The 13,974-nt window shown below is 36.5% G+C and carries 11 protein-coding genes; 6 read left to right on the plus strand and 5 right to left on the minus strand.

The genetic code is table 11. From position 1 onward, the window contains the following. Window positions 1-40: 40 nt before the first annotated feature. The 4 genes from B9A91_RS19045 (at window position 41) to B9A91_RS19060 (ending at window position 7,792) form a co-directional block, all read left to right on the plus strand. Window positions 41-1,255: a FecR family protein gene (locus tag B9A91_RS19045; protein WP_084240609.1), complete on the plus strand. Its 1,215-nt coding sequence runs from the start codon at window positions 41-43 to the stop codon at window positions 1,253-1,255. A gap of 72 nt (window positions 1,256-1,327) precedes the next feature. Continuing rightward, the gene (locus B9A91_RS19050; RefSeq protein WP_084240610.1) at window positions 1,328-2,866 is read left to right on the plus strand and encodes a TlpA family protein disulfide reductase; all 1,539 of its coding nucleotides are present in this window, start codon (window positions 1,328-1,330) and stop codon (window positions 2,864-2,866) included. Window positions 2,867-3,130: 264 nt separating this feature from the next. Further along, complete coding sequence (locus B9A91_RS19055) at window positions 3,131-6,400, plus strand: SusC/RagA family TonB-linked outer membrane protein (protein ID WP_159451743.1); 3,270 nt, start codon at window positions 3,131-3,133, stop codon at window positions 6,398-6,400. 12 nt (window positions 6,401-6,412) lie between these two features. Further along, window positions 6,413-7,792 (plus strand): RagB/SusD family nutrient uptake outer membrane protein, encoded by a 1,380-nt coding sequence (locus B9A91_RS19060; RefSeq protein ID WP_084240612.1) that lies wholly within the window; start codon window positions 6,413-6,415, stop codon window positions 7,790-7,792. A 20-nt stretch (window positions 7,793-7,812) separates the two neighbouring features. Here B9A91_RS19060 and B9A91_RS19065 read toward each other — a convergent pair whose 3' ends face one another. The 4 genes from B9A91_RS19065 to B9A91_RS19080 all read right to left on the minus strand — a co-directional run bounded on the left by B9A91_RS19065 (window position 7,813) and on the right by B9A91_RS19080 (window position 10,668). Next, window positions 7,813-8,895 (minus strand): hypothetical protein, encoded by a 1,083-nt coding sequence (locus B9A91_RS19065; protein ID WP_144008998.1) that lies wholly within the window; start codon window positions 8,893-8,895, stop codon window positions 7,813-7,815. Window positions 8,896-8,998: 103 nt separating this feature from the next. After that, window positions 8,999-9,220, minus strand: coding sequence for a hypothetical protein (locus B9A91_RS19070; protein ID WP_084240614.1), 222 nt, complete (start codon window positions 9,218-9,220; stop codon window positions 8,999-9,001). Between the two features lie 82 nt (window positions 9,221-9,302). Further along, on the minus strand, window positions 9,303-9,776 hold the full coding sequence (locus tag B9A91_RS19075) for a DoxX family protein (RefSeq protein WP_235012603.1): 474 nt from the start codon (window positions 9,774-9,776) through the stop codon (window positions 9,303-9,305). 418 nt (window positions 9,777-10,194) lie between these two features. Continuing rightward, a complete protein-coding gene (locus B9A91_RS19080; RefSeq protein ID WP_084240616.1) occupies window positions 10,195-10,668 on the minus strand; it encodes a hypothetical protein in 474 nt (157 codons plus the stop codon). A gap of 256 nt (window positions 10,669-10,924) precedes the next feature. Here B9A91_RS19080 and B9A91_RS19085 point away from each other — a divergent pair, with 256 nt between their 5' ends. Further along, on the plus strand, window positions 10,925-11,872 hold the full coding sequence (locus B9A91_RS19085) for a helix-turn-helix transcriptional regulator (RefSeq protein WP_084240617.1): 948 nt from the start codon (window positions 10,925-10,927) through the stop codon (window positions 11,870-11,872). A 45-nt stretch (window positions 11,873-11,917) separates the two neighbouring features. Here B9A91_RS19085 and B9A91_RS19090 read toward each other — a convergent pair whose 3' ends face one another. Further along, window positions 11,918-12,574: a Crp/Fnr family transcriptional regulator gene (locus tag B9A91_RS19090; protein ID WP_084240618.1), complete on the minus strand. Its 657-nt coding sequence runs from the start codon at window positions 12,572-12,574 to the stop codon at window positions 11,918-11,920. A 732-nt stretch (window positions 12,575-13,306) separates the two neighbouring features. Between B9A91_RS19090 and B9A91_RS19095 the strand changes: the two genes are divergently transcribed. Beyond that, window positions 13,307-13,960: a DUF6266 family protein gene (locus B9A91_RS19095; RefSeq protein ID WP_084240619.1), complete on the plus strand. Its 654-nt coding sequence runs from the start codon at window positions 13,307-13,309 to the stop codon at window positions 13,958-13,960. The last annotated feature ends 14 nt before the right edge of the window (window positions 13,961-13,974 follow it).

The raw sequence follows: 13,974 nt of genomic DNA on the forward strand, positions 1-13,974 counted from the left end.
AATACCAAAACGATTACACTATTAAATTATAAACAACGCTATGGAAAAACATGAGCTCGAAGAGATACTTAAAAAGTATCATGCCGGCGAGTATACTGAAGAAGAACGTGTCCTGGTTGAGTACTATTTTCTCAACAATACAGGCGCTTCTCTTTCTGATGCTGAACTGGAAGAGAGTTCAAATAGCTTGGTTGTAGCTGTAGAAGATGATTTGTCTGCAATAAAAAGAACAAACTGGCCAATACGTATTGCAGCGATGGCTGCAACACTAACGGTTGTATTAGGGATAGGTCTTTGGATATTTAATGCCTTTGAAAAGCCTGTTGACACCACTTATGCAAAAGACATTAAACCCGGAACGAACAAAGCGACATTAATCTTACCTAATGGCAGGACTATCGAATTGAATGATGTTAAGAATGGGCAGCTGGCAGTTGATCGCGGCGTAACCATAATTAAACAAGCTGATGGTCAGTTGTTATATCAATTTAATCCAGGCGCAGTTTCTGCATTAGCCTCAAGTCAGCCTGATTCAATTTTTGAACTTGTTGGAACAGGAACCAGGAGGGGAACGGGACCGGAAAGATTGAATACTTTGAATACGCCACGAGGCGGCCAGTACCATATTGCTCTTCCTGATGGCACTAATGTATGGCTTAATGCAGGCTCAACATTAAAGTTCCCATCCACCTTTGAAGGGCTTGCTGAGCGAAGGGTGCTGTTAATAGGAGAGGCCTATTTCGAAGTATCTAAGGTTAAAACCTTGTTTGGTATGAAAAAGCGGGCAAGAAGGCAGCCTTTTATTGTAAAAACGGCCGAACAGGAAGTAACTGTGCTGGGCACTCATTTTAACATTAATTGTTATGCCGACGAAAAAGAGACCAAAACAACGCTGCTTGAGGGTTCTGTTGGTATCACAGCTCCATTACTGCAGGCCGATCAAACCGTACTTGAGCCAGGCGAACAAGGGGTAAATAATGGTTCGGAAATTAAAGTGAAAAAGGTTAACGCTGATGAAGCCGTTGCCTGGAAAAATGGATATTTTCAATTTGATGATGTGGGCATTCAAGCATTAATGAGGCAATTTTCACGCTGGTATAATATCGACGTGGTTTATGAAGGCGGTATTCCGAAGGGTAATTTTAGGGGGCAATTACCAAGGAAAATGACATTGAAGAAGGCACTGGAGGTATTAAGTTTTTCGGAGATAAGTTACAGGCTTGAGGGGAAAAAAATAATTATTAAAAACGAGTAAACTAGGAAGGTTTACCAAAAGATATTTAGCGTTCTCGAGTCAACTAATTGTACTAAAAACTTAAAAACAGCTATGACAACAGCTAGATTAATATATCTAATTGCTATTCCTATTTTCTGCAATTTTACTTTAATGGCGCAGAAAGAAAATGATAAACAGCCTACGTTCATTATAAAAACTTCTAAAGGAACTGAAATTCCGGATAGCGTTAAAGTTCTATATTTAAATCAGAATGTTTCTTTTCTGGCTAAACAAGCGTCAATGTTTGCTCAAAAGATCGGAAATGATTTTGAAATCAAATTACCTATTAAAGATCCATTAACAAGGTTTTCCTTACAATTTTTTTACAAGGGTAATATCACAAGCTCAAATATTTATTACACAGAACCTACCGATAGGTTAACAATCACTTTTTATAAACCAGAAGGTGAAAAAGCGCAATTTAGTTTTTTAGGTAAAGGTTCAGAAAAATTCGTTTTGAGGGATTTATTAGATTTGGAACTGAGAAAGCTATACAGCAAAATCGGCAAATTTAGAAAGACTAATCTTTCAAAAAAACTTGCCTTAAATCAAGCTTCAAAAGCTGAAATAGTTGAATACATGGACACAGTTTATTCTTATATTTCTAGAAATAATACCGTGAGTGAACACCTTTTGAAAAGCTTTAGAGGAAAAATAGATAATAAGGTATTAGATTTTTTTAAGTATGAATTTGTAGCTGGTAACGGAATAAGCCTTTTAACAGAACCTTATTTTATAGTTGAGACAGCGCAATCAAAAAAATATGTTTCGGATTATTATTTCTCAAAAAGAATAGACTCTCTTGAGCATTGCTATGAAAATCATCCTCTTGTAAAATACAGCAGCCTTTATGTATTTAACCGAAGTGTCAATCTTTTCAGAGAACAATTTATGAGAAATGATGGACAAGATTTTTCATTTAAAGATCGGTACATGGCTTTAAAAGAAATAAAGAGTGTAGATCTTAGAGATAGATTGATTGCTGAGTTCTTTCTTACTCCGGTTCGACTTCAAAACCACATTAAGGATTTTGGTGAAAGAGATTCCTGTCTTAAAGATGCACTCCTCTTAATTAAAGAGCCACTTTTAATTGTAGCTTTAAGAAAAGAACTATTGTTTTCGCCAGGTAGCAGAGTTTATGAGTTTTCTTTTCAGGATTCAACTGGAAACTACATAACTCTAAAAGATCTGAAAGGAAAGGTATTTGTGATTAAATTTTATGGAACAGGTTGTGCAGGTTGTGCAGAATTTTGCAGTCAGTTCAATAGCGATATTCTTCCAGAATTTGAGAAAGATTCAGATTTTAAAGTGTTGAGCGTTAGTATAGATCTTAGCAAAAAGATTTGGTATAACACTATTAAAAGCGGGAGATACACGGGAAAAGATGATATACATTTGACGGCGGGAAACGAATCTGCGCATAATCCAATGTTTAAATATTATAATGTTAATTCCATTCCCTTTATTTTGCTGGTAGACAAGAACGGCAAGTTGATTATGAAAATTAACAATGGAATGTCCAGCGCTTCCATACGGAAAGAGATAAAAATTGCATTAGGTAAAAGTCGATTAATAGAAAATTCGAAATAGATTTTTCAGGGATAACACACTAAAATAATAAGTAAAGTATGACTTAGGATAAACAACTGCAACATGGTGGTTCAAATAAAGCCGCAGAAGGGCTGAAGACACTTCTACGGCTATAAAGTTGGATTAACCCTTTCCGATAAAATCGGAATAAATTAATTTATTCAAATCATTCACGAACTAATCCAACCCGATAAAAGTATGAAATTATCTACTTTTAACCTAGGTAGACTAAATTTTAGTCTACCTAACAAGCTGCTATTGATTATGAAAATCACCACATTCATTTTAATCATTGCCCTGGCGCAGGTAAGTGCAAAATCGTTTAGTCAAAAAATCACTATCGTTAAATCAGGTATAAGTATTGAGGCTGTTTTTAATCAAATCAAAACTCAATCTGGATATTCTATTCTGTACAAGGATGTTGATTTTCATAAAACAAAGATTGACGCTAACATCCGAAATGTAAGTTTAGAAGAGGCATTAAAAGTTTGCTTGAAAGATCTACCTGTTGATTACAAAATTGATAGCAAGACCAAAATAATTTTATTGAAAAGTGAAAAAAACTCAATTGCCAATATGCTAACTGATATTGCTACGTCTTTTTTTCGCAGTATAAATATTAGGGGAATAGTGATAGACTCAGCGGGAAATCCAATCACAGGGGCTATTGTTAGAATCAAAGGGAGCAATATTACAACTACAACAAATAATAAAGGAGAATTTTTTATAAAAAATATTGATGAAAGTGCCTTAATTGTAATTTCCTACTTAGGGTATGAGAAGAAGGAGATAAAAGTTAAAACAGATTTAGGAAATATAGAACTTAAAGTAATTAATACGAATCTGGAAGAGGTTAAAATAAATGCAGGATATTATAAAGTGAGTGATAAAGAACGAACTGGGAGCATTTCAAAAATTACTGCTAAGGATATCGAGAGACAGCCAGTAAGTAATTTACTAGCTACGATGCAGGCAAATATCCCTGGTATCCAAATTACACAAACAACTGGTGTTCCTGGTGGTGGATTTAATGTCCAAATAAGAGGAAGGAATAGCATCTCTCAAGGAAATAATCCTTTCTATGTGATCGACGGCGTGCCTTTTACTGCCACAACAATTCTTCCGGTTACAGTAGGCCAGTTAATTACGCCAAACCCAAGCCCTTTATCTAGCATTAATCCCGCTGATATAGAGAGTATTGAGGTGTTGAAAGATGCAGATGCGACTGCCATATACGGGTCTAGGGGAGCAAATGGGGTGATATTAATCACTACAAAAAAGGGAAAGACAGGGAAGTCAAAAGCCACAGTTTCCATTAGTCATGGAATTTCCAGAGTAGGCAGGCAAATAAAATTGATGAATACTGAGCAATATTTAGAAATGAGAAAAGAAGCATATTTTACTAACGATAAACTAACAACATCCTCGTCGCAATTTGCAACTCAATATGATCTTAATGGCTCTTGGGATGAGAATGCTTACACGAATTGGCAGAAGGAACTGATTGGTGGGAATGCGCCGCTGACAAATGCTCAAACATCTCTTTCAGGCGGAACCCCTAATATTCAATATCAAGTAGGTGGAGGATATTATAAGGAGGGGACGGTATTTCCAGGCGACCAATCATTGTCAAGGGCTTCTGGAAATTTCAGTCTACAATATAGCTCAGATAATAGGAAATTCAATGCAAATTTATCGAGTACTTATAGTAAGTCTAAAAGTAATTTGTTTACAGCAGATATAACCAGCTACATATACCTCCCTCCAAATTATCCTTCGTTGTTAAATACAGATGGCTCGTTAAACTGGCAAAATAATACTATGTTTTTTAACCCTGTTGGAGATACAAGAAATCCATTTAAAATAGATACTGATAATCTAATAAGTAACGGCTTGATAAGTTACTCTCTCTTACCAGATCTTAAAATCAGCACCAGTGTTGGGTATACAACAAGCATAATAAAAAATTATAGCGCTTTGCTTACAGGTACGCAAAGTCCAGCAAATTTGTTACCAAGATCAGCCAGTTTTGGAAATAACTCTATAGGAACCTGGATAGTAGAACCTCAAATAAATTGGAATAGGAAGTTGGGAAAAAATAAATTGGATGTTCTCTTTGGAATGACTTTTCAGGAAAGCGTTACAGATGGTCAGAACATTACAGGGACTGGCTATACGAGTGATGCTTTGTTAAATAATATAGGTTCGGCATCACTATTAACAGTTTCTTCCAGGCAGTATCTGCAATATAGGTACGCCGCTATTTATAGCCGACTTAATTACATTTTTAACGAGAAATATATAGTTAATGCCACGGCAAGAAGAGACGGTAGTACGCGTTTTGGAAGTGACAAACAATTCGCAAATTTCGGTGCAATTGGTGCAGCTTGGATCATCAGCAATGAAAACATATTAAAGCGATTATATTTCATCAGCTTCGCAAAATTGAGAGGTAGTTATGGAATTACCGGTAATGACCAAATTGGGGATTATGGGTATCTATCGCTGTGGGGAAACAATTTAACAAACCCTACTTATCAGGCTAATACAACAATAAAGCCGGAAGGCCTAGCTAACCCAGATTATGCTTGGGAAATTAACAAAAAATTAGAAGCTGCTTTAGAAATAGGCGTTTTAGACAATAGGCTTAATTTTGAAGTTAATTTTTATAGCAATAGGTCTACTAATCAGTTAGTTGGTAGGCAATTAGCTCCGTCTATTGGTTTTACTTCAATCCAAGATAATCTGCCTGCAATTGTCCGCAATACTGGATGGGAATTTATGTTGAATTCAAAAAATATTGCACGACAAGATATACAATGGTCAACCTCAATAAATTTAACTATTCCTGAAAATAAGCTGCTGTCCTATCCAGGGCTTAAAACTTCTGGAGCCGATGCTAATTTTTATGAAGTTGGTTTTCCATTAAACATTAAAAAACTCTATAATACTTATTTAGATGTGAATTCAGGTTTATTTGTTAGAGAAGACTATGATAATAATGGCATTCTTGACAATAACGATAAATATGTAATTCAATTTCTTGGTAGAAATTATTATGGAGGCATCCAGAATACCTTTACATACAAAGGAATAGAATTGGATTTTTCTTTTCAATTTGTTAAACAAACAGGTTTAACTGGCCTGCCGTCTTCTACTCCGGGTAGATTCAGAGCCAACACCGGAAATCAACCCATTGAAGTACTAGATCGTTGGCAAAGTGTTGGAGAGAATACAAAATTTCAAAAATTTACAACCCTTAGCGCGTCAGCAACTGCTGATATGTATGCAAAAACTGAAGGGTCTTTAGCAGTCGAAAATTCATCCTTTATAAGAATGAAAAATCTCTCTTTATCATATAGCCTTCCAAAGAATATTGTTGAAAGGTTAAAAATCAATCACTTGAAGTTTTATTTACAAGGACAAAACATATTTACAATTACAAAATATAAAGGGTTGGACCCTGAAGGGCAAAATGGAGGATTTTTACCTGCTTTGCAAACATTTACTGGTGGGGTACAACTTACACTTTAAAATATTTTAGCTATGAAACGATTACTTGGATTATTGATATTTTTAATAATTATAGCTCTTAATTCTGCTTGTAAGAAATTTCTTGAAATTGATCCGCCGAAAGATAAGTTTGGCGTTGCTCAAGTTTTTGAAAATGATGAGACCGCAATTTCTGCTATTACTGGTATATATAGCAGAATGGCTTTTTCTGGTTTTGCTTCTGGTGATGTAAATTCAGTTGCAAACTTATCTGGTTTAACGGCAGATGAATTCAGGAGCCATATCAGTTCACTTGACTTCTTTTATCAAAATGAAATTCCCAGCAGTTCTACTGCGATAAGCAGTTTGTGGACTAATATATACACATATATTTATACTGCTAACGCAGTGATTGAAGGACTGCCTTCGTCTGTAGGTGTAACTGACGCTACAAAAAAACAATTAATGGGAGAAGCTAAGTTTACAAGAGCATTTTGTTACTTTTATTTAGTCAATTTATTTGGAGATGTACCTTTAATGGTTAGTACTGATTATCGGACTAATGATCAGGCGCCAAGATCGTCAACTACGAAGGTATATGAGCAAATTGTAACGGATTTAGTTGACGCAGAAACTTTACTTGGCAACAATTACCCAACTGCAGAGAGAGTACGTCCAAACAGATCAGCTGCAAAAGCGTTGTTGGCTAGAGTTTATCTGTACACGAAAGATTGGGCCAATGCGATTGCAAAAGCAACAGAGATAATTGATCAAAAATCAACATATACACTTGTGACTGATCTGGATCAGGTATTTTTAAGAACCAGCAAGGAAGCAATATGGCAATTGATACCGCCAGACGGCAGGAATACTGTAGAGGGGGGATATTTTATTTTAACGGCAACGCCAAACAGGGTTTCCCTTACCCCTGTACTTATGACAGCTTTTAGTGATGTTACAGACAACAGAAAGACAAAGTGGATAGGTTCATTTTCCAATACAACAGGAACGTACTATTATCCTTTCAAATATAAAATCAAAACTAACGTAACCACTTCTGTAGCTGTCACTGAATATTCAATGGTTATTAGATTAGCTGAATTGTATTTGATTAGGGCAGAGGCAAACGCTATGTTGAATAAAGTCGATCTGTCTTTAGAAGATATTGATGCTATTCGAAAAAGAGCTGGGATTGTTGTGCCTTTGACTGGGTTAAATCAGACTCAAGCCCTTGCCGAAATTGAAAAACAAAGGCGCTTGGAGTTTTTTAGTGAATGGGGGCATAGGTGGTTGGATTTAAAACGTTTGGAAAGAGCCACAGTTGTTTTATCTCCGTTGAAAGGCTCGACTTGGAAAGACACAGATATATATTATCCGCTTCCAGATAATGAGATTAACAGGAATAATAATTTATCTCAAAACCTTGGATACTAGGTCAAAAAAGTAAGAATTAGTTACGAAAAGCGATAAACCATTAAAGTATTACCATGTAAAGCGAACAGTTTATTGTCACTCACCTTAAAACGAAGTAAATTCTTATTCTTTATTCTTGGAATGTAAAAACTGTAAAGGTATTTACCATTTTCAATGGCATACACGTCAATTATATAGACTTTGTTGTAAGTGTCTGACTTTTCGTTACTGGCTTTTAAGTAAGATTGTATAAACAAATTCCCCTTAGAAACTGAAATGTTTCTATTAATTACCCGGGGTGGTTTACCTAATGTTACCACTTTTACCTCTCGGTTTTTTATGACGGCATTTCTTTTTCGGGATTCTACTGTCGAAAGTCTATTTGTATCAATTGTATGAGTTTTATACAGAACTTTTAAATTAGTGTCCAGGCAAACAAATTCTCCCCGGTAAGCGTACGTGTATATGATTTTATTTGAGTTACTATCATATACGCAATACCCATCGGTTGAAAAAAAGCTCTCCTTTTGTTTAGTTGGAATAAACCTTGCTACCTCCCTACCATGCCAATTTACCTTTTTTATAGCTCTTACATCCATACTATCTTTAGATTTTGAGGTCATTAGTAGGAAGGAATCGTTATTGATTATTTCAACATTTCGAAATGGTAAGCTATCTATTTTGGTTTTCTTCACTTTATCATTTTTGGTATCTATTCTCATAGAAATTGCATTTACTCTATCAAAAACGTAAATATTGTCTTGATATAAATAGCTATAGGTTAGTTTTGGAGTGCTACCTCTATCGAGCAAGTCCTCAAAACGATACTGTTTTATTGGATTCAATGTATATGAAAGCAATGTTAAATTTGCGCCATCAAATAGATTGTTCATTGCTATATGTCCCTGAGCAATTTCTGAAAAATAGTAACCATCCGAATTAAGATTTAACTCATTCAGTTGAATACAATGGTTCGTTTTTACCTTACGTTTAAATCCATTATGCCCTGATTCATTTTCGTGCAAAATAATGTACATTGATACAAATACGACTAAAGCAAATAAAATTACTCCAAAAGAAGCCCTTATATGTTTCTTATAGCTGTGTTGAATTGAGTTGTTCATAAACTAAAGATGGTCTATTGAATAGAGTATGTTTGAATTCTGGTTTTTTATTGCCTGAAATATCAAATACCAGGGCGATATCGCCCTGGTAAATGTTGGTTGCTTACAGAGTTGGAGCAGCTGGTACAAATTGACGCTCAAGTAAGTCTTGAGAAGGGATTGGTTGACCTTGCGCATCATAAAGAGTCTGAGTGGTGCTGCAATCTAGCAACTCGTTTTCAATACAGTCACCGATTTTAGTGCCTGTTGAATTATAAACTGGAAATGCATAAGCGCTACCTACGGCAGCAACTGCTACTAAAGCAGCAAAGAATAATTTTTTCATCTTTTTATTTTTAAAATTAGGTGCTTACTCTATTGGTTACAGGTTTTCAGCTTCCCCTGATTCAATTGCGCAATGAATATTTTTAAACTCTTGTGGTTTTTCTGATATGTAGTTTTAAATAGATTCCAACAATGGCAAACACTATAAATACAACATTGAAAATAAAATGCTGCTGCCAGCTCATGTTCTGTAGCACTCCTCCGCAACTGCAAGGCACATAGCTGCTAAAATTCAAAATGCTATAGATGTATACCGTAAACAGAACCATTAGCATCAAAGCTGCATATAACCCATTTAGTACAGTTTTTGGGATGACCAATAGCAAGCCAATTATAATTTCAGTTACCGGCACCAACCATACTAGTATGTGCGAATAATCGGTAATAATAGGGGATTTTGACATCTGCAATTCAGATTTATCATAATCCATCAGCTTGCTTGTAGCAGTGTAAAAGAAAAGCGCAACATACAAATAGATGATGATGTCCACCAAAACCTGTTTCGTCTTGTCACAGATCAAGGCTTTTGGTTGTGGTTTGTTCATTGTCGTTTCCATCTTTATTATTTTACTCATCTATTATTTAAATCCAAATTCTCTTTATTTTTAACAATGACCAGGACCAGCTTGACATTAGCCCATGGCCATTGTTAATATTAAACAAACATGAATAACGATAGAAAAAGTAGCTTCATAATTGCTATATCAGCAGGTTCCTTGTTAATGTTTGTATAATATTTTCCAGTTGTTAAATCTTTTTTGTTACCTCTCAAATTTACCTGCTTCTTTATTGTCTTCTTGTCCCTTTTGGGACAATTTGATGTCCCAAAAGGGACAAATTTATTGAGCGTAGGTTTTGTGCATTAATTCTGGCTTTTTAGAAAAGACCCAGGCCAACTCTCGCAAAATTGGCCCCGGGCCTGTTCTCGATCTAAAAACAATTTATAATATATGATAGAGGGTTAAATTCATGACGCTACCTGCCTCTTAAGTTCAAACGTGTTTGCTGTATTTTATGCCTTTCCCAGGCCAAATCCCACTCTCCGTTTTTAATCGCACTGTTCCTGATCAGCAGTGCCTTTCTCAGCGCATCTTTTTCACTAAGCGCAAATATCTTTGTAATGAAAAGCCCCTGATGTATTTCGGTTCCCCCGTAAAAACAGATGTTGTATTCTTCCTGCCTGCTTTCCAGATTGCGGTTGTAGTCGCACATAAAAATGTCTTTAGGCATGCTGCCAGTCCGTGCCAGGGAGATATAATAAGGCTCTGCTTTTAGTTCCAGGTTAAAATCCGGATTTAGAACGCCATCTACAATCTCCAGATCTGGTCTGCTTTTAAACTTCTCTACAAATTTTGCTGCCTTTTCCTTCGAATCAAAAACTGCATAAACCTCGTCAAAGACGTCGTAATTTTTTGGCTTCACTAAATGTATAGGGGTGTTCACTTTCATAAGAGGTTAATTTTATTTTTCTATTTTTTTAAGCTCGTCATTTTTTATTGTTGTTTGTTGAATCAAATTTAATGGGGAATTAAGAGGGACAATGTCCCAAAAGGGACAAAATCGTGTCCCTTTTGGGACAAAATTTTTCTAAAAAATACCTCTGTTCGTTAAAGCCTGCGCAAAAAAAAGCACATTTAGGTACATCATTACTCATGAAAACATTTTGCAGTTCGTATTAGTGTATCATCCCTAAAAAAAGTAATAGATGTATTCAAAAATCAAACTTCATTTGGCTACCATATCATCCGAAGCCAGGTCTAACAGTACGCTCTCTAATTCCAGTACTATGCCTTTGCGTATGGCCGAGGTTCAACAATATAAAATGGAAGATGGGTATGTATTGGCACAATCGGCCAGTCATTTTCTGGCCCATTTGGAAATGTTTGAATATGAAGCCAGCAAAGAATGCAGGATAGGTTTCTCTATTATTGAACCGGCTTTTTTGTTCTGCGCAAACCTGCAGACCAATTCCTGCTATCTTTGTTACCGTCCAGCGGGCAACTACTATAAAAAAATGGATACAGGCAAACATCAGCAATTCCTGCTAACCCTAAGGCCCGATTGGTTGTTTCATCAAAGTAACTACCAGCCAGAACTGGCAGACCTTACTGCCCATTACTGTAAAAATGGTAACCAAGCCAGAACTCTGCCGCCTTGTTATATAGCCGGTAAACTATTTAACCGGTTAAAAAGGATGGGCAGGCGCATTGATAACTTAAATACGGATGCAGAAGGCTATATTTTTATTAATGAGTGCATCCGGCAATATTGTGATGGCCTTAGCAGTGGTAAGGTATCAGATTATCGGTCAGAGAAAATTGCGGCACTCAATAATTTTATAACGATGAATTTCGCTACCTCAGTGGTAAATGATTTAACTGAGATGGCAAGTTTATTCTGCGTATCCGAAAGAACCCTTGCGCGGCTTGCCAAAATGGCATTCGGGATACCCATCCACGAACAGGTTATTAGTGTTAGAATGAAATTTGCGTTCAACCAGCTTTCCACAACAAACAAGCCCATTTTTGAGATCGCCAGGTTAAGCGGTTACACCGATCCTCATTACTTTAGTAAGGCCTTTAAAAAGTATCATGGTACTTCTCCTAAACAAATAGAGCGGCCCCATAAACGTAGCCTTACTTATAGCTCATAAGGCTGCGTTTATACACAGTTACCTGCTTGCTTACCTGACGCTAATTTACAGTTGCAACAACGACAATTGTTTTTCTTTATGCTTTGCATAGGCACTACTAAATTTGCTTCTTGATATGTCCAGGTATAAAGCAATAATGTCTTTATTAATCCTGTGTTCTATTCCGGGGTTATCCCTAAGGTATCGCTCAACTTTATCATCAACACTAAGCTTTAGCAAATCCTGGTAATACAAGGCATAACTTTCGCGTTCTTCCTGAAGGCAAAGTAGAAAAACTGCCATTTTTTTTGAATAATCTCCCATCAGCAATTTTAAACTTTTAAATGTGAAGATTATCGCTTCGCCCTCTTCCAATGCCTGAACGCTTTCTATACGTGTTGTTTCGTTTTTAAAACTCTTTGCGTCAAATATCACTTCACCTTTTTTCCATATTCTTGGAATCACCATTTTATTGGTTCCAGGGGTAAAATAAACAGTCCGGGCTATGCCACTAACCAGATAAAGTAGCTTTCCATCTTCAAAATCCTTGCTTTCTTCCAGGTATTGGTCTTTGGCAAAAGATTTAAGCTTACCTTCAGTAACCAGCTTTTCTGTAAAACCTTCAGGCTGTTCGCCTCCAAGCGATATCAACTTGGGGGCTATATCCGTCCTGATGATTTTTTCTAATCTTTCTCTATTGGATTCATTTTCAAATTTTGTCATAATATGAGGGTTTAAGAGCTTGTTTGCTATGCAATGGCAGGCAACCTGGATAGGTCTCCTTTTAGGTGATATAATTCCTATTGGTAAAGTAGATTTAATTAGAGAACGCATATCAAGCGGTTTTTTTTAATCAAGTGAGCTATACCGGCATCACCGAGCGGTTAAATGTTCTTTTATATTTTATTGTTAGTTAGTCTAAAATTCTGAACTAAATTTCAAAATAGCTGAACACAGTTGTTAGTTTTTTGCTGAATACACTTTTCGGTGAACCACTGCAATCAGCAGCCCATCCACAGCTGAAGTTTAGGACGAATTCGATGTACCTTGTTTCTTCCGGTAATTCTTGGTACATTTAAATAATTAAACATCGCTCGTTTACGCTACAATCTCCAAATCTCTTTCAAAGTAGTAACCGTATTAAAGGCAGGTTGTACCTTCTCTCGTAATAACTACATATAATTCACATATAAAAGACATATAAAATACTAGATTAACTTACCATTAAGTTACCCTTGAGTTACCGTTGGAATAGGGTTGATATACCCTAGGGGTATTCCAAGGGTAAGTCAAGGGTATTCCAAGGGTATTCCAACTATGTGATTTACTTGTGTTTTATATGTGAATATTATGACATTATATGCCGCTGGTATACTATGGATCAGGAAGTTAAATGCTATCTTTATAGATTGGCCCGGGAATTTGGGCTGAGGTGATAACCAAATATAAACAATTATGGCAATAACAGAAAGCGGCCCGGGGGGCCATCATAGAGGTAAATTAGGGAACATGGTTTATTATACCCTGAATGGAAAAAGGGTTGTACGTGAAATTGGCCGTACCCTGAAACCACCAACCGAAAAGCAGCTTGCGTCCAGAATGATTACTAAAATGAGTAGCGCTTTGTTGAAGCATTTACTGGATTTTATCCAGGCAGGTTTTTCGCAACAGGCCATTAAAACCCAAAATAATGCTTTTAATGAAGCCGTTAAGGCCAATAAAAAGAACATCATCAAGGGCATTTATCCCTATCTGGAGATTGCATATGACCAACTTTTATTGAGCGTGGGTACTTTAAAGCCAGCCCAATACTGGCATGTAGAACAGGTAGCGCATGGGTTACAGTACAGCTGGGCTACCGACCCGCAAATGGCCTGGCCCGAGGCTACAGACCAGGTCATGATGCTGGCTTACTTCCCGAAACAGGAAAAAGTTCATTTTACATTGTTTGGCAAGGACAGGTTAGCCGGCAGCGACCTGCTGGAAATACCGCCAAGCCTGCAGGGAGAATACATGGAAACTTATATGTCATTTATTGCGGCCGACAGGAAACAGGTATCGAACAGCACCTATACCGGTAGTTTCAATGCTGAAACCACCGAAAATTAATCTTCTAAAATTTT

The organism is Pedobacter africanus, from assembly GCF_900176535.1.
GTDB classification, from domain to species: Bacteria; Bacteroidota; Bacteroidia; order Sphingobacteriales; family Sphingobacteriaceae; genus Pedobacter; species Pedobacter africanus.

Coding starts and splice junctions, on each gene's coding strand:
- B9A91_RS19065 (WP_144008998.1), bottom strand. CDS start 8,895: ATGAACAACTCAATTCAACACAGCTATAAGAAACATATAAGGGCTTCT.
- B9A91_RS19055 (WP_159451743.1), top strand. CDS start 3,131: ATGAAAATCACCACATTCATTTTAATCATTGCCCTGGCGCAGGTAAGT.
- B9A91_RS19075 (WP_235012603.1), bottom strand. CDS start 9,776: ATGGAAACGACAATGAACAAACCACAACCAAAAGCCTTGATCTGTGAC.
- B9A91_RS19095 (WP_084240619.1), top strand. CDS start 13,307: ATGGCAATAACAGAAAGCGGCCCGGGGGGCCATCATAGAGGTAAATTA.
- B9A91_RS19050 (WP_084240610.1), top strand. CDS start 1,328: ATGACAACAGCTAGATTAATATATCTAATTGCTATTCCTATTTTCTGC.
- B9A91_RS19090 (WP_084240618.1), bottom strand. CDS start 12,574: ATGACAAAATTTGAAAATGAATCCAATAGAGAAAGATTAGAAAAAATC.
- B9A91_RS19045 (WP_084240609.1), top strand. CDS start 41: ATGGAAAAACATGAGCTCGAAGAGATACTTAAAAAGTATCATGCCGGC.
- B9A91_RS19085 (WP_084240617.1), top strand. CDS start 10,925: ATGTATTCAAAAATCAAACTTCATTTGGCTACCATATCATCCGAAGCC.
- B9A91_RS19060 (WP_084240612.1), top strand. CDS start 6,413: ATGAAACGATTACTTGGATTATTGATATTTTTAATAATTATAGCTCTT.
- B9A91_RS19080 (WP_084240616.1), bottom strand. CDS start 10,668: ATGAAAGTGAACACCCCTATACATTTAGTGAAGCCAAAAAATTACGAC.
- B9A91_RS19070 (WP_084240614.1), bottom strand. CDS start 9,220: ATGAAAAAATTATTCTTTGCTGCTTTAGTAGCAGTTGCTGCCGTAGGT.